General features: G+C 41.2%; 18 protein-coding genes. 11 read left to right on the top strand and 7 right to left on the bottom strand.

The window, feature by feature from the left end; translation table 11 throughout:
- Positions 1–289 precede the first annotated feature (289 nt).
- From Q0541_RS18330 to Q0541_RS18320, 3 genes are all read right to left on the bottom strand, one after another.
- Positions 290–961, bottom strand: a complete 672-nt coding sequence (locus Q0541_RS18330; protein ID WP_298913128.1) for a DUF2834 domain-containing protein — start codon at positions 959–961, stop codon at positions 290–292.
- Between the two features lie 113 nt (positions 962–1,074).
- A complete protein-coding gene (gene hrcA, locus Q0541_RS18325; RefSeq protein WP_298913125.1) occupies positions 1,075–2,205 on the bottom strand; it encodes a heat-inducible transcriptional repressor HrcA in 1,131 nt (376 codons plus the stop codon).
- Positions 2,206–2,641: 436 nt separating this feature from the next.
- Positions 2,642–2,974, bottom strand: coding sequence for a rhodanese-like domain-containing protein (locus Q0541_RS18320; protein ID WP_273768970.1), 333 nt, complete (start codon positions 2,972–2,974; stop codon positions 2,642–2,644).
- 157 nt (positions 2,975–3,131) lie between these two features.
- On the opposite strand from Q0541_RS18320, the gene Q0541_RS18315 reads away from it, so the two are divergent.
- From Q0541_RS18315 to cysE, 3 genes are all read left to right on the top strand, one after another.
- On the top strand, positions 3,132–4,793 hold the full coding sequence (locus Q0541_RS18315) for a DUF3352 domain-containing protein (protein ID WP_298913117.1): 1,662 nt from the start codon (positions 3,132–3,134) through the stop codon (positions 4,791–4,793).
- A gap of 330 nt (positions 4,794–5,123) precedes the next feature.
- Positions 5,124–5,615 carry a hypothetical protein gene (locus tag Q0541_RS18310; protein ID WP_298913114.1) on the top strand — a complete coding sequence of 164 codons (492 nt, stop codon included), beginning with the start codon at positions 5,124–5,126 and terminating at the stop codon, positions 5,613–5,615.
- 224 nt (positions 5,616–5,839) lie between these two features.
- On the top strand, positions 5,840–6,604 hold the full coding sequence (gene cysE, locus Q0541_RS18305) for a serine O-acetyltransferase (protein ID WP_298913111.1): 765 nt from the start codon (positions 5,840–5,842) through the stop codon (positions 6,602–6,604).
- 249 nt (positions 6,605–6,853) lie between these two features.
- Here cysE and Q0541_RS18300 read toward each other — a convergent pair whose 3' ends face one another.
- Positions 6,854–7,438: an Npun_F5749 family FMN-dependent PPOX-type flavoprotein gene (locus tag Q0541_RS18300; protein ID WP_298913108.1), complete on the bottom strand. Its 585-nt coding sequence runs from the start codon at positions 7,436–7,438 to the stop codon at positions 6,854–6,856.
- A gap of 70 nt (positions 7,439–7,508) precedes the next feature.
- Here Q0541_RS18300 and Q0541_RS18295 point away from each other — a divergent pair, with 70 nt between their 5' ends.
- The 7 genes from Q0541_RS18295 to urtE all read left to right on the top strand — a co-directional run bounded on the left by Q0541_RS18295 (position 7,509) and on the right by urtE (position 15,712).
- A complete protein-coding gene (locus tag Q0541_RS18295) occupies positions 7,509–8,393 on the top strand; it encodes a 2OG-Fe(II) oxygenase family protein (RefSeq protein ID WP_298913105.1) in 885 nt (294 codons plus the stop codon).
- Entirely contained in the window at positions 8,394–9,539 is a 1,146-nt protein-coding gene (locus Q0541_RS18290; protein WP_298913102.1) for an FAD-binding oxidoreductase, read from the top strand.
- Positions 9,540–9,732: 193 nt separating this feature from the next.
- Positions 9,733–11,049, top strand: a complete 1,317-nt coding sequence (gene urtA / locus Q0541_RS18285; RefSeq protein ID WP_298913099.1) for an urea ABC transporter substrate-binding protein — start codon at positions 9,733–9,735, stop codon at positions 11,047–11,049.
- Positions 11,050–11,273: 224 nt separating this feature from the next.
- Entirely contained in the window at positions 11,274–12,434 is a 1,161-nt protein-coding gene (locus tag Q0541_RS18280) for a branched-chain amino acid ABC transporter permease (protein WP_298913095.1), read from the top strand.
- A 27-nt stretch (positions 12,435–12,461) separates the two neighbouring features.
- On the top strand, positions 12,462–13,580 hold the full coding sequence (urtC, locus tag Q0541_RS18275; protein WP_298913092.1) for an urea ABC transporter permease subunit UrtC: 1,119 nt from the start codon (positions 12,462–12,464) through the stop codon (positions 13,578–13,580).
- Positions 13,555–14,301, top strand: coding sequence for an urea ABC transporter ATP-binding protein UrtD (urtD, locus tag Q0541_RS18270; RefSeq protein WP_298913089.1), 747 nt, complete (start codon positions 13,555–13,557; stop codon positions 14,299–14,301). Before urtC ends, urtD begins: the two co-directional genes overlap by 26 nt.
- Before the next feature lie 712 nt (positions 14,302–15,013).
- Positions 15,014–15,712 carry an urea ABC transporter ATP-binding subunit UrtE gene (urtE, locus tag Q0541_RS18265; RefSeq protein WP_298913086.1) on the top strand — a complete coding sequence of 233 codons (699 nt, stop codon included), beginning with the start codon at positions 15,014–15,016 and terminating at the stop codon, positions 15,710–15,712.
- Here urtE and Q0541_RS18260 read toward each other — a convergent pair.
- From Q0541_RS18260 to Q0541_RS18250, 3 genes are all read right to left on the bottom strand, one after another.
- On the bottom strand, positions 15,675–16,415 hold the full coding sequence (locus tag Q0541_RS18260) for a hypothetical protein (protein ID WP_298913081.1): 741 nt from the start codon (positions 16,413–16,415) through the stop codon (positions 15,675–15,677). The two genes, urtE and Q0541_RS18260, sit on opposite strands and share 38 nt — an antisense overlap.
- 8 nt (positions 16,416–16,423) lie before the next feature.
- Complete coding sequence (locus tag Q0541_RS18255; RefSeq protein ID WP_298913078.1) at positions 16,424–16,753, bottom strand: cytochrome P450; 330 nt, start codon at positions 16,751–16,753, stop codon at positions 16,424–16,426.
- Positions 16,754–16,915: 162 nt separating this feature from the next.
- On the bottom strand, positions 16,916–17,698 hold the full coding sequence (locus Q0541_RS18250; RefSeq protein WP_298913075.1) for an ABC transporter permease: 783 nt from the start codon (positions 17,696–17,698) through the stop codon (positions 16,916–16,918).
- A gap of 149 nt (positions 17,699–17,847) precedes the next feature.
- Here Q0541_RS18250 and Q0541_RS18245 point away from each other — a divergent pair, with 149 nt between their 5' ends.
- Positions 17,848–18,453, top strand: coding sequence for a VTT domain-containing protein (locus Q0541_RS18245; RefSeq protein WP_298913072.1), 606 nt, complete (start codon positions 17,848–17,850; stop codon positions 18,451–18,453).
- Positions 18,454–18,455: the final 2 nt, after the last annotated feature.

Here is an 18,455-nt window from a genome sequence, read left to right as displayed (position 1 = left end):
CCGGTTGTTGGTGCTGGTGATCCACTCACAGAATCTATCCCATACGTTGGCGCTTTCGCGACGTTGAATGGTTGTTGTCATTGTTTTATAAATGCGATTATTTGCGAATGAATTAGGTAGGTTTGACTACCTGTTACACATCTTAAAGGATTTATTGCGTTTTGTAAAGTACTTTCAGAAAAAAATTTTCTCTTGGGATTTACGCACCCGCAACAGAAAATCCCCGATCTACTGAAAAAGGGGATTTTGGGTAATACCATTTTGGATTGCGAAAAACGCACTTTATTCTTCAATTCGCTGCTGGCTGCTTGGATATTGACTCTACATCCACTTCTTGTAAAGGTGGACGCACAGATAAATAAATCAATGGGCCGAATAGCGGTATCAACGTTATTAACCAGAAAAACTGCGGATTCCAACTGCGACGCGCCATATCATCCCCTAGTAATGCGGGAAATAATAGGGAAAGTAGGCAGAAATCTAAACTCATCACATTGATGAAGCGGTTTGTTTGCCACTGTTGCACAAAACTGCTCCAATCTCCTCCTCTTAAACCATAGGCAACTAGAATAACCGTGGCTACTGTCAAAACAACCCCAGTCACACGAGAATCTAGCAGCTTGAGCAAGGCATTCTTTTTACCGACAAACTTGTTATTAGGTTCCCTAAGGGCTAAGTAGGGTAACAAGGCAAATATCCCGACTGCGAAAGAGGTGATCGCAAATAGCCAAGCAGGTATTTTTTGCCCTCTACCGTCAATAAACACTACTGCACTGTAGATGAGAGGCCAGATACCCATGAGGTTGAATAGTGCTATGACTAACGGGTTAACGCCTTGCCACTGACCACTAGAAAGGTTTTTAATTAACTCGAATGTACCGGGTTGCTCAGGAGGCGCGAGGAAAAAAGCATAGACAATGAATCCCAGCCACAGCACGCCAAAGGCAATTTTTCTAACCATGAAAGATTTAAGTAGTATTAATTATTGATTGTGCCGCTACAAATTGGGCTATCTGCTTGCAATGGTATTGTTCACTTGTCTATACCCGTAGCGGCTTGTCACTAAACATCACCTTAAGGATTGAAATAACTGAAAGCTTCTGAGAGGTAATCAGCAGCAGATGCCACGACTGCGATCGCACTTTCATAATCTAGACGCGTTGGTCCCAAAACCCCCACACTTCCTACTGGTACCGAACCTCGGCGATAGTTGGAAGAAATCAAGGTGCAGGTGCGTATCGGTTCTAGAGGATTTTCTGCACCAATGCGAACCGTTACTCTTGACTTACCCACATCCTCAGGCTCTGGTTCCTCAAATATTAATCGCCATAGTTGGTCTTGTTCTTCTTCCAGCAGGTGGATAATCGTTTGTACCTGCTGTAACTGGGAAAATTCCGGCTGGCGCAAAACTTCTGACACACCCCGAACCATAATTTGTGTTGTAGTTGGTGCAAGAGTGCGACGAGTCAATTCTGCAACTGAATTTTTCAAGAATTCCCCGTAGCGTTGAAACTCCTGATCTAGTTCACTCCAGTTGAGGTTGGCTAATTCCAACAGACTTCGCCCCCGCAAGTGGCTATTCAAAAAGTTAGAAACAATCTGCAACTCGCGATCAATTACCTCTGAATCCCGTTGTGTTTCCTCTGCTATTGGCGACAAATCCATTAACTTGGAATGTGTCTCATAACCTTCGGTCACTACAATTAACATGATCCGTCCTGCTTCAATTTGCACTAATTGCAGATGTCGCAATAGCGCTGTAGTTGTTTGCGGCATCGTAATCAAGCTAATGCAACCACTTAAGGTTGCTAAAATTTGTGCGGCTCCTTGCAGTAGGGTTTCTAAACTCCAATCTTCCCACTGGAGGCGCTTTTGTAGTGCCACCTCTACTTCTCGTCCTAAAGTTTCCGTTCGCGTAGCGTCTGTCTGCGACACGCTGCGCGAACGCAGAGAAGGTGTAATTAGCTGGTCAACATAAATGCGATAGCCTGAATCTGAAGGTATTCGTCCGGCAGAGGCATGTGGTTGGTAGAGTAATCCAGACTTTTCTAAAACGCCCATCACATTGCGAATTGTGGCTGAACTTACACCCAGGTCGTACTCTTCGACCAAAGCCTTTGAACCAACAGGCTCTGCTGTAGCAATGTAGTGACGTACCGTTGCCCAAAGTATATGCTGTTGTCGATTTGTTAACTGGACTTCCATAGGGTATGTTTTGCTAAAGGCAAATTTTAATCAAACTCTGGAAAAATTCGTTGATTTGATCGAAAACAAAGAATATTAATAATTAATTAAGATCATAAATTATACAATTATCTTGTGATAATTAATTTTAAGGTTTACATACAGCACTCTTTAAAAGTGCGCTCCAAAGATAATTTAGGCTTTTGCATCAAAAGCTAAGAGTTTGAATTTACAACATCTTTTTCGACTTATATTTGCATAATTATACACTGATAAAAGTATTATTGGATACGTATTTTCGCGGCGCTCGCCGCGAAGATTGGGGTCGAAAAGTTCCGTAAATATGTACAAATTCCCGAAAGTGGCAAGCCCCTAAACTTATCTACTGCTGTTTTCACAATAGCAAAAGCCAGATGGAAGAGTAAGTTCCATCTGAGTAATGCACCCTAAACACAAGCTAATACTGGGGAATTGAATGGTCTACTAAGAGGGAGTAAGCATCAATACCACCCGAAATATTTTGCACATTTGTAAAACCTTGAGCAATCAACCACTGGCACATCTGGGCAGAGCGGATGCCGTGATGGCATAACACAAGGGTTTCAGCTTGGGGATTGAAGAGGTTTGGGACTTGATCTCCCCATTCGGCAAATTGACTCAGGGGTAGGTTGACAAAGCCCTCAATGCTAGCGATCGCCAATTCTTGTGGTTCTCGTACATCTACTAGCTGAATATTTGCATCACCAGAAGAAAGACGTTGTGCCAGTTCTTCTACACTAATCTGGTTCATGGGTTGACTAAAAGAATTCCCTATAAAGAGTCCTAATACTATTTATGGTTACAGAAAATCTCTGCCTTTGCATGAGTATCCATTCTCAAGAAGGCTGATATATCCTGGTAAGCTTTCTGCTTAAATGGCTGTAAACCGTCTTTATTAAAGGTTTAATGTGAATAGGCAACGTTCATTTATTGGTTTTATCGTCGCAGGTGCGATCGCACTGCTAGTGATTGCGATCGCTGGCTTTTACTGGTTTTTCGCCAAAAGTCCAGCTAACCTGATTGCTTCTACCTCCCAGCCTGGTGCAGCCATATTCGTGTCAAAACTTTCCCCTGTAATGGTTTCATTACTGGCGAATCCTGACCGTTTGCAGGCGTTGGAGCAAGAAGAGGAACTATCTAAACTCAAAACCAGTTTATTCGCCAAGAGTGGCATAGATTACAAACAAGACATTCAACCCTGGTTAGGGAACGAAATTACATTAGCTATCACCACCTTAGATATTGATCGCGATTTAGAAAACGGACAGCAACCAGGGTATCTGTTAGCACTCTCAACCCAGCAACCGGAGAAAAGCCGCGAGTTTGTCGAGTTATTGTTTTCCAAACGGGCGTTAGCTGGAGCAAACTTAGCTGTTGAACAATACAAAGGCGTAAAGCTGATTTCTGACAATTCTCAACCAGAGCAGGACTTGCTTGCTGGTGCTGTTGTTGGTGAAGACTTTGTGTTGTTTGCCAACGATCCTAAAGTGTTGCGAGACGCGATTAATAACGTCCAAGCGCCCGATCTGAATTTGACTAGCTCTCCCGAATACCAAAAAGCTACAAAACAACTTCCCAAAGGGGGTTTAGCTGTAGCTTTCTTGAATCTTCCCATTGTGGCAAAATGGCAAGGGTTAGAACTGCCAGAACAACTTTATAACAGCCAAATTATTTCCCTGGCGTTGAACCCCAAAGGATTGCTAGCAGAAACTACCTTTCTGACTTCATCGGAAATTGTCCCTCCATCCCCACCGCTATCTAAACCTGTGGGAGCATTGCAGTATATTCCAGCGTCCACAGGTTTGGCAATTTCTGGCTCAAATTTAAGTAATTTGGGTGACAGTGATGTAGCCAAACTTTGGAGACAAGCAACAGCAACTATATATGGTTCTAAGGAAGATGTGGTTTCTCGGTTAGCAAAACCTTTGGTGGATGTTCAAAAACGCTGGGGGATAAACTTCCCAGAGGATATTTTCAGTTGGGTACAGGGAGAATATGCCATAGCATTGTTACCAGAGAAAGAGCAAACAACCCCTCATTGGATTTTTGTGGTGGAAAAATCCGAGGCTGTAGAACAAGGTGTTACTCGATTAGATGCGATCGCCTCATCTAACGGACTCAGCATTAATCTTCTGACTATAGACAAGCAAAAAATCTCCGCTTGGACAGAATTAACTACGGCTACAAAAAAAAGTGATGTTAAAGAAGGAGCATCCTTCAGCATTGAAACAAAAGTGCGGGGATTGCATACAACTTTAGGAAATTACGAAATTTTCACCTCTGACTTAGAGACTATGGATGAAATTCTCACAATTAAGGATAATTCCATAATTGACAATCCCAATTTCAAAGATAGTATCGCTGCGATTCCCTTACCAAACCAAGGCTATATATATCTTGACTGGACAAAGAGCCAGAATTTGTTAGAGCGTCAAGTACCGATTCTCAAGTTAGTGGAAGTCTTAGGTAAACCATTTTTTAACAATTTGCGATCACTCACAGTCAGTAGTTATGGAACTGACACGCGATCGCTCAAAGGTGGCGTTTTCTTCAAACTCAATAATTCGTGAGATTTTCATAGAAGTTTTAAATGCAGAAGGTTAAAAATTTTTTAAACTTCTGCACTTTCTTCTTCCATTATATTTACGTATATTTTCTTCAGTAATGGAATATAATCCTTATGACATTCTGGGTGTATCCCCAGCAGCATTCAAATCAGAAGTTGGGAAATTGTAGCTGCTGTTTATATCAAAAAACACCCTAGCAATTAGCTGTCTGCTTTCAAAACCCTTTAGTGTGGCACATTTTAATGTGGCACAACCAACTGAAATTTAACTAGAATTTTTTCAGTAGAATATGTATATATCACTACTAATTTAAAAGCCTGTTGGAGGGCTACTATGAAATACTGTCGCCCCCGACTTCAGTTTCACGGCGGCTGGCTGTTGGCTATACTTACCGCTATCACAGCTACCCCTGTAATAGCAGAGACAGCAAATTTTGGTACTTTCAATTTATCAACAAACTTTGATCCAGCACAAGGAAGAGTGCAGGGGTTTACAGGTGGTTCTTACTCATTGTCTGCCATAAGTAACCGCGATCGCGATCAAAAAGCCTGTATTGGCTTTGCCGATCCGACTCCAGATCATATTATGGTTTTGGAAAAGGACTTTTCCCAGCTGACAATACAAGTTGATAGCAGCAACAATGACACGACTTTACTGATTGAAGGACCAAATCAAACGACAATTCGGTGCGGCGATGACACTGGTAAAAGTAAAGATGCTAGCGTTAGCGATCGCAACTGGAAAAGTGGCACCTATCGGATTTGGGTGGGTACATTTAATCCTGGGGTCAAGCATGACTATACTCTGACGGTGGAGCAGCAGTAATGGGGAGTGCACAGACGCGATTAATCGCGTACAGGAGTTTGGAGTCAAGTGATTAATAACTAATGCCCAATACAACTCTTGGAGAGGCTGGGCTTTAAGCGTAGCTATGCCGCAGGCTTTACGACGCCGCTAAGTACAAGTGCCCCATTCCCAATTTTTAGGTATAACGCCTGAGAGGATAATATGGGAGAGTCGCTTGTTGTGCTTTCCGAGGGTGCTATCTCGTGCTATCTATACTACGTGCTGACTTTCGTATCATCTTTGAACGTGACCCAGCTGCCCGTAACTGGTTGGAAGTTTTATTTTGTTACCCTGGTTTGCAAGCCTTGCTATTCCATAGGCTGGCTCACTGGCTTTATACTGTTGGTCTTCCCTTTATTCCTCGCCTGATTTCTCACTTGGCTAGGTTTTTGACTGGAATTGAAATCCATCCTGGTGCAGCAATTGGGCAAAGTGTGTTTATTGACCACGGGATGGGTGTAGTAATTGGTGAAACTGCGATCGTGGGAGACTATACGCTAATTTATCAAGGTGTCACCCTTGGAGGTACTGGTAAAGAATGTGGCAAGCGCCATCCCACTGTGGGTGAAAATGTCGTAGTAGGAGCTGGAGCTAAGGTACTAGGCAATATCCAAATTGGCAACAATGTCCGTATTGGCGCTGGGTCTGTTGTTCTCAGGGATGTCCCTTCTGACTGTACTGTAGTGGGCGTGCCTGGACGGATTATATATCGTTCTGGAGTCCGGGTTGCACCTCTTGAACACAGTAACTTACCAGATTCGGAAGCTGAAGTAATTCGTGCTTTAGTAGACCGGATTGAGGCGCTGGAAGAACAAATACAAACTCTTCAGCGCACCAACTCTTCTAGAAAAACTCTTGTCTTGACAGGTTGTGTAGCTTCTAACCAAGCTGATTTCTCACAAGATGCTCCTGTGTGTAACCTTAGAGATAAGGCAATACAGCAGTTTCTAGATGGTGCGGGTATTTAAAGAAAGTCAGGAGTGAGGAATAAAAATTATAGATGCTAATGCAGATTCCAAATAGACTTGAAAAGAACCTATCCGGCCGCACAGGAATGTTTACCTACTTTGGTGATTACAACTTCATCACCCGGTAGCAAATATACCTGGTTCTCATGAAACAAATGCTTGCGGAAAAATAGTCAGAATAAGGTTGCCCAAGGGATGATGTTGTGAAAGAAAACCGAACTGTATTTTCCCCATTCCCCTTTCAAAAAATTAAGGATTAATTTCTTCACAAAACCATTCTTGATTTTCATCGCGGCGATAAAACTTTCTATTTTGTGGTTCGCCCTGCAATTCTAAGTGGTCTACCTGCACTGGGTCGAGTAGCAGTAGGCAAAAATTAGGCAATGGTTGTCCGGGGTCGGGTGCTGGTGGTGCAAAAGCTTCTGGGGTTTCAACTCTGGGTTTACCAGGATGGGGCCAAGCAAACTGTAAACGTGCAGCATCACTCAGTTCTTGCCAAATGGAAATGCGGGCTGGTTGTAAATTCTGGTAAGAATCATCATTTCCTACCAGAGTTAAACAGCCAGTAATACGGAATTGTTCTCGTGTATTGGGGAAGTACCAGCAAACTTCTGCCCAAGGTTGTTGCTGTATCTGGTCGGCTTTAGCGCTACGGCTATCGATGATAAATTTTAGCTGGTTTGTATCTTCTAGAAAGTTGCGAAAGACTAGGGTACGATTAGCGGGGCGACCGTTCGGCTGCACCGTTGCTAGTTGCAGGTAACGGGGATAAACAAGGCTGCGGTTGCAATCGAGTGCATGAGCGATCGCGCTTCGCCAAGGAGCAAGAGTCATTGTCAAATTCCGTACCTAAGTATTGAGTATACTACTGTTAGCGAAACACAAAATCTCTAATTATATATAAATGGTTACAATTCCAGTAATAGATTTAACTGCCTTTACCAATGGCGACACAATAACTCGCCAAACTGTGATCAAACAAATCTATCAAGCTGGCCATGAAATTGGCTTCATGTATTTACAGAATTCAGGAATATCAAAAGACCTAATTAGACAAGTATTCACGCACAGCAAATATTTCTTCAATTTACCCTTAGAAGTTAAGCAAAAGCAAGCTTGGAGTGATGAATTTAGTAACACGGGTTATGTTGGTCTTGAAAGAGAACGTCTTGACTCCAACAAACCAGGCGACTTGAAAGAGGCGTTTAATGTAAACAAACAAGCGGCTGTAGACATAAATGCTTCTATTGTCGCCTTTTATGATAGTTGCACAGAACTTGCAAACACGGTACTGCAAGCATTTGGTTTGGCGTTGGAATTGCCAGAAGATTTTTTGATCATAAGACACAATCAACAAAATCATACCTTGCGATTGCTGCACTATCCCCCATTGCAGACACCACCCAAACCCGGACAAGTGCGTGCTGGTGAGCATTCCGATTATGGCAGTATTACCTTACTTTTCCAAGATGACGTTGGGGGGTTGGAAGTACAGACAGCATCTGGAGAGTGGATTGCCGCACCTACAATTCCTGATACTGTAATAGTCAATACTGGCGATTTAATCCAACGGTGGACAAATCATGTGTTTTGCTCAACCAAGCATCGGGTAATGATTCCTAGTGATAACAGGGTGAACCAGTCCCGGTATTCTATTGCTTTTTTCTGTCATCCTAATGATGATATAGAAATTGCTTGTTTGGAAAGTTGCCAGAAAGAACAATCGCCTATTTATTCTCCTATCCTTGCAAGAGAATATCTTTTAAGTCGTTTACAAGCAACATATTAGATGAAAACCTACGATTGGATTGTGGTTGGTGGTGGAATTGCGGGTGCTGCACTCGCCTACGAACTGGCTAAAACTGGCTTTTCTGTACTTTTATTGGAGCAATACCAAACACCACAGAATGCAACTCGCTATAGTTATGGTGGGCTTGCCTATTGGTCGGGTACTACAACATTAACTCGGCAATTGTGCGAAGAAGCGATCGCACGTTACCATATCCTATCTCAAGAGTTAGACGCTGATATCGAATTTCGGGAATTAGATTTATTACTAACTATTTCAGCTGCCAGTGACCCAGAAGCAACTGCTGGATCATATAATCAGTTTGCTATTCCACCCCGTTTACTGAGTATCCAAGAAGCTTGTGAGTTGGAACCACTGCTAAATCGAGAGGCGATATCTGGTGCTTTAACTGTCAAACACGGTCATATTCACCCAGAAAAAACAGCACAAGCTTACATCCAAGGCTTTCTGCGTGCTGGGGGTGAAATGCAGATTACCCAAGTATTGCAAGTATTGCAAGATGGTGTAAAAACAACTACTGGAACTTTTCACAGTGCAAACGTTGTCATCTGTGCGGGTGGACTCAGCCGCCAGCTACTAAAATCTGCTGGTATTCCCGTCAAACTGTATTTTACCCATGAAGAAATTATTGAAACCTCACCTGTGGATGTACAGTTACGCACCTTAGTTATGCCAGCTAATCTGCAACGATTTCAACTAGAAGCTGAATCTACTCAAGTTGATGAATTGTGGAATCAACCCGGTAATGAGCCAGTACCGCCGATTTTAGATGCAAGTGCGATTCAGATGCAAGATGGTAGCTTCCGCATCGGTCAAATTAGCCGCGTTCTCACAGATCCTCATGCCAAGGTAGACTCAGAGGCGAGTGAAAAGTGGCTGCGAAAAAGTGTCGGTGAAGTTTTGCCAGTTTTGGAGAATTTACCAGGAACTTGGCATCATTGCTTGGTGGCATTTAGTAGCGATCGCTTGCCCTTGATTAGTACTATCCCAGGATTTGAAAGCGTTCATCTATTCTCTGGGTTTAGCAATCCTTTAGTGATTGTACCACCTTTAGCAAAGCGCTTTGCTAACTTTGCTGCTGGCAAGGAAGATGAAATTATTACCCAGCTATCTCTTCACTGCTAACAATAATTTCATAATATTAAGCTTAACAAAGATTAATATTACAAATTTGTTTTTTTATTACAAAAATAAATATTTTGTATAATAAGTAACTTTTTCCTAGTAAAATATCGCACTATTATCACACTTTAAAGGTTTGATATTGTCAGCTTTCTATTAAGTTAGTTGATTCATCAAAAGGAAAATTCATAAAGATATGAGAAGACAATTTAACCGACGCAAGTTTTTAATCTATGGTTCTCTAACTTTTGGAAGCAGCTTTTTTCTAAAAGCTTGCGCGAATAATTCTCCAACTGCTACAGAGAGTCCAGTCGCACCTCCTACTGCTTCGCCAGCTGCTGCTACTGCTGGTGGCACAATCAAAGTAGGTATTTTGCACTCCCTTAGTGGTACGATGGCTATTAGTGAAAAAAGCGTTGTCGATGCTGAAAAATTAGCAATCAAAGAAATTAACGCTGGCGGTGGTATCTTAGGTAAACAAATTGAAGCAATTACTGAAGATGGTGCTTCTAACTGGGATACTTTTAGAGAAAAGGCAACCAAGCTAATAGATCAAGATAAAGTCGCTGTAGTTTTTGGTTGTTGGACTTCTGCTAGCCGTAAGAATGTGAAGCCAGTATTTGAGAGCAAAAATCATATGCTCTGGTATCCTGTGCAGTACGAAGGTCAAGAGTGTTCTAAAAATATTTTTTACACTGGCGCTGCGCCAAATCAACAAATCGAACCGTCTGTTGATTGGCTGTTGAAAAATAAGGGCAAAGAATTTTTCTTAGTTGGCTCAGACTACGTTTTTCCCCGGACTGCTAACACAATTATTAAAGCTCAACTAGAAGCTTTAGGTGGTAAAACAGTTGGCGAAGATTATTTACCGCTAGGTAACGCAGAAGTTACACCGATTATTACTAAAATTAAGCAAGCTTTGCCTAATGGAGGTGTAATTTACAATACTCTGAATGGTGATAGTAACGTTGCTTTCTTCAAACAATTGAAAGGTGCTGGATTGACACCAGATAGATATCCTTCCATGTCTGTCAGTATTGCTGAAGAAGAAGTTAAAGCAATTGGTGTAGAGTATCTCAAAGGTCACTACGCTGCTTGGAATTACTTCCAAACAGTAGACACACCTGCTAATAAGAAGTTTGTCGCAGCTTTTAAGAAAGAGTACGGTGAAAATCGGGTAACAAATGACCCAATGGAAGCAGCATATATTGCCGTTTATTTGTGGAAGCAAGCGGTAGAAAAAGCTGGTACTACAGACATAGCTAAAGTGAGCGCTGCGGCGTATGGTCAAACCATAGATGCACCTGAAGGTAAAGTGACAATGGATGCTAATCATCATATATCCAAAATTGTGCGAATTGGTCAAGTCAGGCTAGATGGTTTGTTTGATATTGTCTATGCTACTCCAACAGCAGTTGAGCCAGTTCCTTGGAATCAATTTGTCAAAGAAACTAAAGGATTTGCTTGTGATTGGACTGACCCTGCTAAGGGTGGTAAATACAAGAAAGTTTAATTCATTAGTCATTAGTAAATCAAAAGTTAGGGTGTGTTACGGCTTTAGCCTAACGCACCGCTATATAAGATAGTGCGTTAGGCGCTTATGTCATCTTTTTCGTTATAAATCATATCGAAATGTGCGCCTAACACACCCTACAGTAATTCATAATTAATTACTAATTATAAATTAAGTATTGACTAATGGCTAACTACTAGCTAATAGCTGTTGGGGAGAAATAAGTGTTAACAGGTTTTTTAGAAGCTGTATTTAATGGTATTAGTATTGGCGCGGTATTATTAATTGCTGCGTTGGGACTGGCGATTATATTTGGATTGATGGGCGTCATCAATATGGCGCATGGTGAATTGATGATGTTTGGTGCATATACAACATTTGTTGTCCAAAATGGCTGTAAACAATTGGGCGGAATGTGGTTTGAAGTTTATATATTTTTGGCTTTGATTATTGCTTTTATGTTCACGGCTGCGGTGGGATTAATCTTAGAAAAAAGTGTGATTCGTTATCTGTATGGACGCCCTTTAGAAACTTTATTAGCAACTTGGGGAGTAAGTTTAATTTTTCAGCAGTTGGTTCGCAGCGTAAATTGGGTATTGATAATTGGTATAGGTATATTTTCTCTATTGTTTTTTGGAGGTTTATGGATTTTAAATTCTCGCACGAATTTGGGAAGAGTTCGTAACTGGATTGTGGTGGTGATATTTTTACTATCGCTGGGTGTGACAATAACAATGGGCAATTTATTGAGTCAAACTTATCAGTTAGCAGTAACTCAACCTTGGTTTGGCGCTCAAAATGTAGATGTAACAGCACCAACTTGGTTACAAGCAGGGATGTCTTTAGGTGGTGTGCAATTACCCTTTGCCAGATTATTTATTATTGCTTTAACAATAATCTGTGTGGCGGGAATTTACTTATTTTTACAACGTTCTAGCTGGGGTTTAAGGATTCGGGCTGTGACACAAAACCGGAGTATGAGTGCTTGTTTGGGTATCCCAACTCAAAAGGTTGACGCGATTACTTTTGCACTGGGTTCTGGTTTAGCTGGTGTGGCTGGATGTGCGATTAGTTTGCTGGGTTCTGTAGGGCCAAATACTGGACAAAACTATATTATTGATACTTTTATGGTTGTTGTCGTTGGGGGTGTGGGCAATTTAGTCGGGACGATTGTGGCTGCTTTGGGTATTGGTACGGCTAATTTTTTAATTGGTTCTGGGACTTTGGCTGTGTTGTTGACTCCTGTGAAGCCTTTGGCTGATTTGTTTACTTTTTTTGCGACGACAAGTATGGCTAAGGTGATGGTATTTGCGCTGATTATTGTGTTTTTACAGTGGAAGCCTGGGGGGATTTTTCCGCAAAAGGGACGTACTGTTGATGTTTAAACCGCAGAGGCGCAAAGGATGCAGAGAATGAGAAACAAGGGAGGAGGATTATTAATTGAGGTGGGGGTGGTGGTTGCGATCGCACTCTTCCTGATAATTATCATGCCAGTGGTACTTTCGGAATTTCGTCTGAATTTGTTGGGGCGATTTTTGTCGCTGGCGATTGTGGCTTTGGGTATTGATTTGATTTGGGGTTATACTGGTTTACTAAGTTTGGGACATGGTATTTTCTTCGGTTTGGGTGGATATGCGATCGCAATGTACCTAAAACTCCAAGTTCCCACTGGTGAGTTACCTGATTTCATGGGGCTTTATGGAGTTACAGAACTTCCAGGGTTTTGGAAACCTTTTTATTCTTTTCCTTTGACAATAGCTTTTGTGGTACTAATTCCAGGGTTATTGGCAGGATTGTTGGGATATTTAGTATTTCGTAATCGCCTCAAGGGAGTTTATTTTTCTATCTTGACTCAAGCCGGAACTATTGTATTTTTCAATTTCTTTAACGGTCAACAACAATTTTTCAACGGTACGAACGGACTGATAGATTTTACAACTTTGTTTGGGGCAACGGTTAGTGATGCGAAAACGCAATTTGTTTTCTACACACTAACGGTAGTGTTTCTCGCAGCCACTTACGGCATTTGTCGCTGGTTGACAACTGGACGCTTTGGCAGATTGTTGATAGCGATTCGTGATGATGAAAGTCGGGTACGATTTTCTGGCTACGATCCTACAGATTTTAAGGTGTTGGTGTTTGCAGTTTCAGGTGCGATCGCAGGTATAGCAGGAGCATTTTACACCCTTCAGAGTGGTTCTGTCTCACCCAGAGCAATGGATATTGCCTTTTCGATTGAAATGGTGATTTGGGTGGCTGTAGGGGGACGCGGTACTTTAATTGGGGCGATTGTCGGAACTTTGTTAGTCAATTATGCCCGCACTTTTTTAAGTGAACAATTTGCTGAAATCTGGCTATTTTTCCAAGGCGCACTATTTTTGATAGTCGTTACAGTGCTACCTGACGGCATAGTGGGATGGTTGCGTAGTCAGAATATTTCTCTTTTCAATCGTCGTCAACAAATTGCTACATATCCCACCTTGGAAGAAGACGCACAAGTGCAACATGAACGCGAAAATATTGGAAACTGAAAACGTAACTGTTAGTTTTGACGGTTTCAAGGCGCTAAACCAGCTAAACTTTAGCATGGATGTAGGTGAATTACGGGTAGTAATTGGCCCCAATGGTGCAGGAAAGACAACATTTCTGGATGTGATTACTGGGAAAGTGCAACCAACTGTTGGGCGAGTTATCTTCAAAGGTAAAAACCTGCGTTCTTTACCTGAACATCAAATTGCGCGATTAGGAATTGGGCGCAAGTTTCAAACACCCCGAATTTACTTAAATTTAACGCCTCGTGAAAATCTAGAAATTACTAGCAACCGCAATAAGAATGTCTTTTCTACATTGTTTGGGCATTCTAATACTGCTGAAAAGAATAGTATTAAAGGATTATTAGAAACCATCGGTTTAACTCCTAAAGCAGACATCAGAGCAGGTTTACTTTCCCACGGAGAAAAGCAACGTTTAGAAATTGGCATGTTAGTAGCACAGTCACCTGACTTATTACTCGTTGATGAACCAGTAGCTGGTTTAACAGATGAAGAAACTTACAACATTGGTGAACTACTTTTAGCACTAGCGCAAAGTCATTCAATTTTAGTCATTGAACATGATATGGAATTTGTGCGTCAAATTGCCAAGAAAGTAACGGTATTACATGAAGGTTCGGTACTGTGCGAAGGAAATTTTCAGGAAGTTCAAAATGATTCCCGCGTGATTGAAGTATATTTGGGACAACAGCAAGAATGAAAAACTCAATCGCACTTTCTATTCACCTGGTAATACTTTGAGCAAGAAGGTTTTACTCGTTTGTTGCGGTCAGTAGGCTAACATTGCTCTGCTGCTCTTAGCTGTGAGCCTATTACGCATCCCAAACTTGAGGTAATTGACCTAGCAAACTTTGGTTTTAAACTGCGTCCACCTTGAAAACTGTAGTTCTTTCGGTATGAAAACAAAAACCCTCATCCCCCAGCCCCTTCTCCCAATATTGGGAGAAGGGGAGCCGGAAAGAAGTCCCTCTCCCAAGTAGGGAGAGGGATTTAGGGTGAGGGCAAAAACTACGGTTCTCAAGATAGATGAGGTTTAAACTTGTAAATTAGGTTTTTGAAGTCAAAAATCTAATTTCTGACTTGTAAACTTAGTTTTGAACTCGAAAACTTAGTTTTGAACTTGTAAACTTAGTTTTGAACTCGGAAACTTAGTTTTGAACTTGAAAACTTAGTTTTGAACTTGAAAACTTAGTTTTGAACTCGGAAACTTAGTTTTGAACTCGGAAATTAGCTTCAAAACTCCTATATCTGTTTTTTTGAACAAATTTCAGCAAATATACCCGCATTCCTCTTGTTTGCTCATGTCAGCGGCATATTATGAGATGATTTGTCACGAAAAACACGAGCAAAGTGCCTAACCCAACGGTAGTTAAAATCTAAGGAAGTCTAAGTTCATCCTGTCTCCCTTCCCTATGCTAAAAATTTCTAACCTTAACGTTTACTACGGTGAAAGCCATATTCTTCGCAATGTAGATTTGAGCGTACCATCTGGGCAAATGATCTGCCTAATTGGACGCAATGGTGTAGGTAAATCTACATTACTCAAAACAATTATGGGTTTACTCAAACCCCGCAGCGGTACAATTAACTTAGCTGAAGAATTAATCAACTCTAAATCTCCCGACCAAAGGGCAAAGTTGGGAATTGGTTATGTTCCCCAAGGACGAGAGATTATCCCCCGTTTGACAGTCAAAGAAAATCTACTGCTGGGGTTGGAAGCTAGAAAGAAGCAGGTAAAAAAAGCAGAAATTCCAGAGGAAGTTTTTAGCTTATTCCCGGTATTAAAAACGATGCTTTCGCGGATGGGTGGTGATTTGAGTGGAGGACAGCAGCAACAATTAGCGATCGCCCGTGCTTTAATGGGGGAACCTCAATTACTCGTCTTAGATGAACCTACTGAAGGTATTCAACCTTCAATCATCCTAGAAATCGAAGCCGCAGTCCGTCGCATCGTCGAAACTACAGGCATTTCAGTTTTATTGGTAGAGCAACATTTACATTTTGTCCGTCAGGCAGATTACTATTACGCTATGCAAAAAGGTGGTATTGTCGCCTCCGGTTCCACCACCGAACTCAGCCAAGATGTGATTCAACGCTTTTTAGCGGTTTAATTTCTAGGATTGTTGTCTCGATTGTGTCGTCAGCAATCAAATCTGCTGCTTCTTGTAAAAGCTCATTTTGTTCTTTTTGAATTGTTTCTAAGCGACTAGTAATTTCTGCTAATCGTTGTTGCTTATTTGGTTGAAAACTTTCAGGTAGTAAAGCTGGCAGATTCTCAGTTGTTTTAGTAGCTGTGATTCGTTGAACACCAAAACTGCCAACTTTAATTAAGGATAAAAAGCTAACTTTAATAAAAGCCTGAATTAATTTTATCGGTACTTTGAGTATTGACCAACTAGCTGTTTCAATCAAGCGGACAATTGCTTTGATGATGCTCCAAACTAGAGCAAGTACAAACAGCAAAATCACTATACTAATAATTGGGTGATTAGCCCCCCAACCTAGTATTTGAACTAACCTGAAAAATATCGGGTGTTGTGTCAGCCAATCACTTACAGAAGATGCCAATGCTGTTTTTACTGCTCCCGATGTTGTACTCTTAAATTTATCAGCAGTTTGCCAACTTTGCTCTAAGCTTGTCGTAACTGTATTAATCGCTCTATCAGTTGTTGTAGTGGCTGTTGCCTTCAAAGACTCCCCAACTTGTTGTGCTGAGTTATTTAGAGAGTTAACATTTTCACCTACAAAATCTCTTACATTTTGTAAGCCTTGTAAAACTCCATTAGGCAAATGTATGTCTATTTGAGATGCCATAAAACATTTTACCGAGGTTGAAATCTAACCCGTAACCCATCTTTAGGGTGATTAGTGGGAATCCTAACTGCCTCTAAATTTTGATTGGGTAATATCTCCCAATGATAATTGCGTAGAAGGTGGGCAGCAACAATCTTCATTTCCATTTTGGCAAAAGCTATACCAATACAGATGCGTGGCCCACCACCGAAACCAACTAAACTAAAAGGATACTTTTTGTGTTCTTGGCGCTGGGGACTGAAACGATCTGGATCAAAACGCTCTGGTTCAAGGTAGATTTCCTTTAGACTATGAGTTATTACAATTGAATAAAGCAACAGTTTTGAAGATGGGCCCATACTGGCGATAGCGCTTTTTAGCAAAATCGTGGTCGAAAATAAATGAGAGTGTTTCACCTAATATAGGTACACCAAAGCTTCCAGGAAGAATTTGATTACTTTTCATATGTTAACTTTATGTTGCTCCAACAACTCTGGACAAGGCGCTGCTTTGTCTACGCTCTAACTCGAAGCACTAGTATAAAACCGCAACGCAAACCGCCAAAACCAAGTGGAAACCAAAAACAATGCTACTGCTAATATTGCCGCACCTATCAACCAACTAATTTCACTCCGACCCAACAGTGCTTGGGCTGGTACAGTAGTTAAAAAAGCCACTGGCATCACAAAGGTGAAGAAAAAGCGGTAAGCAGTGGGATATGCGGCGATGGGATATCGTCCAGCATCCAACAAACCACTCAACACTTCGGTAACGTTGTATATTTTGACGAACCAGATACTCGTAGCTCCCAACAGAAACCACAGGCTGTACAGAATCACCAAGCTGAACAATAACGGCAGCACACCAAGTAGATAGTTGTCTATTCCTACACCGAGACGTTTACCTGCGTAGCCAATAATAATACTACCAAAAATTAGATCCGGGAGTCCCCAAGGTGAAAGGGTATGGGTGGAAAGCCAAAACTGACTGCGGATAGGTTTTAATAATATAAAGTCCAAAGTACCTTCTTGGACATGGCGGACAATGCGATTCAAGTTCGACGCTAGAAAAGTAGCAGAAAATCCTTGTAGTAAGGTAAAAATTCCGAGAACTACTAAAGCTGCTTCCCATGACCAACCACTAAAAGTGTAGCCAGTGCGGTAAAACAAGAATAGTCCAAACAGACTGCCGACAAGATTTCCCAAGCTGCTGAGGGTAGCTATGAAAAAGTTAATCCGATACTCCAACTCGGCTGCGATCGCAGCAGTCCAAAATAGTCTTAATACTTTCAAATATCTTTGCATTTTGCACAAATAACATAAAATATGCTATCTGTAATTACATTTCCCAAGATTACACAATAACTTTACGTAAATTTAATATTACTTTTTATTCAGGAAAATTGCTAAACGTTAAAATGTGGTGGATCTATTGTTGAAAGGTAAGAAATTCTATGCATCTGGATTTACCACAACTGGTTAAATCAATTGGCTATCTTGGGGTATGGGCGATTATCTTTGCTGAATCTGGCTTGTTAATTGGTTTTTTTCTGCCTGGAGATAGTTTATTGTTCACTGCTGGATTTGTCGCATCTCAGAATTTACTGAACATTTGGGTTCTGATTTTTGGTGCTTTTGTTTGTGCAGTCTTAGGTGACAATGTTGGCTATTTTACTGGGCATAAATTTGGCAGAAGACTATTTTCAAAAGAAGATTCATGGTTGTTTCATAAAAAACATCTTGTTAAAACCCAAAACTTTTATGAACAGCACGGTAAAAAAACGATTGTTTTAGCACGTTTTTTACCCATTGTACGGACTTTCGCGCCGATTGTGGCTGGGATTGGTGCTATGCATTATCGCACATTTATGTCTTACAACTTAGTCGGTGGCTTTCTTTGGACATTCGGCATCACCATGTTAGGGTTTTTCTTAGGGAAATCTCTGCCACCTGAACAGGTAGATAAGTATTTGTTACCGATTATTGGATTAATTATAGTTATTTCTCTAGTGCCATCGATTATTCATGTAATACAAGAAAATAGAGCAAACAAAAGTTGAAA

The organism is uncultured Nostoc sp. (assembly GCF_937863485.1).
In the GTDB taxonomy this organism is placed as follows: domain Bacteria; phylum Cyanobacteriota; class Cyanobacteriia; order Cyanobacteriales; family Nostocaceae; genus Nostoc.
The sequence above is the reverse complement of the archived record's forward strand: the minus strand, read 5'-3'. Positions and strand labels throughout refer to the sequence as shown.

Bases quoted from the DNA above. Each gene is read 5' to 3' on its own strand.
- hrcA (WP_298913125.1), bottom strand. From the start codon at position 2,205: ATGGAAGTCCAGTTAACAAATCGACAACAGCATATACTTTGGGCAACG.
- Q0541_RS18245 (WP_298913072.1), top strand. From the start codon at position 17,848: ATGCATCTGGATTTACCACAACTGGTTAAATCAATTGGCTATCTTGGG.
- Q0541_RS18255 (WP_298913078.1), bottom strand. From the start codon at position 16,753: ATGGGCCCATCTTCAAAACTGTTGCTTTATTCAATTGTAATAACTCAT.
- urtD (WP_298913089.1), top strand. From the start codon at position 13,555: ATGAACGCGAAAATATTGGAAACTGAAAACGTAACTGTTAGTTTTGAC.
- urtE (WP_298913086.1), top strand. From the start codon at position 15,014: ATGCTAAAAATTTCTAACCTTAACGTTTACTACGGTGAAAGCCATATT.
- Q0541_RS18300 (WP_298913108.1), bottom strand. From the start codon at position 7,438: ATGACTCTTGCTCCTTGGCGAAGCGCGATCGCTCATGCACTCGATTGC.
- Q0541_RS18295 (WP_298913105.1), top strand. From the start codon at position 7,509: ATGGTTACAATTCCAGTAATAGATTTAACTGCCTTTACCAATGGCGAC.
- urtC (WP_298913092.1), top strand. From the start codon at position 12,462: ATGAGAAACAAGGGAGGAGGATTATTAATTGAGGTGGGGGTGGTGGTT.
- Q0541_RS18330 (WP_298913128.1), bottom strand. From the start codon at position 961: ATGGTTAGAAAAATTGCCTTTGGCGTGCTGTGGCTGGGATTCATTGTC.
- Q0541_RS18260 (WP_298913081.1), bottom strand. From the start codon at position 16,415: ATGGCATCTCAAATAGACATACATTTGCCTAATGGAGTTTTACAAGGC.
- Q0541_RS18320 (WP_273768970.1), bottom strand. From the start codon at position 2,974: ATGAACCAGATTAGTGTAGAAGAACTGGCACAACGTCTTTCTTCTGGT.
- urtA (WP_298913099.1), top strand. From the start codon at position 9,733: ATGAGAAGACAATTTAACCGACGCAAGTTTTTAATCTATGGTTCTCTA.
- Q0541_RS18290 (WP_298913102.1), top strand. From the start codon at position 8,394: ATGAAAACCTACGATTGGATTGTGGTTGGTGGTGGAATTGCGGGTGCT.
- Q0541_RS18310 (WP_298913114.1), top strand. From the start codon at position 5,124: ATGAAATACTGTCGCCCCCGACTTCAGTTTCACGGCGGCTGGCTGTTG.
- Q0541_RS18250 (WP_298913075.1), bottom strand. From the start codon at position 17,698: ATGCAAAGATATTTGAAAGTATTAAGACTATTTTGGACTGCTGCGATC.